The following is a 905-nucleotide window of genomic DNA, read 5'->3' as shown; positions in this document are numbered from 1 at the left end:
ATTCTCGATCACCGTTTTGAAAACAAAGCGAAATGGTTCAAAACGCTCATGAGTCCGTTCCTTCGCATTTACCTAAAAGCGAAGTGGAGCAAACTTGACTCCGTAGAAGCGATCCAAATCGAGGTGAAAAAATACCTTCAAGATACGTTGAATAAGACAACGGATGGCGTCACGTTCTCTGGTTTAGACAAACTGGATAAAAACACCTCCTACTTATTCGTGTCTAACCATCGCGATATCGCAATGGATCCCGCTTTAGTTAACTACGGTTTGTACCAAAGTGGTCACCGCACTGTGCGTATTGCAATCGGCGATAATTTGCTGAAAAAACCGTGTGCGACAGAGCTGATGCGTTTGAACAAGAGCTTTATTGTTAAGCGTTCTGCAAACGCTCCACGAGAGATGATGAAAGCGCTTGGACAGTTGTCTGGCTACATCAAACACTCGCTGGATACGGGTAACTCTATTTGGATTGCTCAAAAAGAAGGGCGCGCAAAAGACGGTAACGACTTTACAGATCCTGCGATCCTAAAAATGTTCCACGTTGAAGGTCGCAAGCAAAAGGTCGCGTTTGGCGAGTACATGCGCTCGTTAAAAATTGTGCCGGTCTCGATTGCTTACGAGAACGATCCATGTGACATCGCTAAGGCAAAAGAGCTATTTGAGAAAGCAGAAAACGGCCGTTATGAAAAAGGCGAGTTTGAAGATATCGAAAGCATCATCCAAGGCATTGTTGGTTACAAAGGCCGTGTTCATGTGGCATTTGGTGACGTGATTGAGCAAGAGTTTGAAACGCCAGAATCGCTAGCGAATGAAATCGACCGTCAGATACACGAGAACTATAAGTTGTATCCGATCAACTTGCTTGCTGCAGGTCGTGAAGATTCAAGCATTATCACAGAAGC

Annotated in this window: 1 protein-coding gene; it reads left to right on the top strand. The window is 44.8% G+C overall.

Features of this window, described 5'->3' with window-relative positions; translation table 11 throughout:
* On the top strand, nt 1-905 hold a 905-nt coding region (locus tag R7O13_RS25145; protein ID WP_318304978.1), incomplete at both ends, for a 1-acyl-sn-glycerol-3-phosphate acyltransferase.

The organism is Vibrio sp. Y176 (assembly GCF_033438945.1).
Note: the sequence above shows the minus strand (reverse complement) of the source record. Positions and strands in the feature narration are given on the sequence as shown.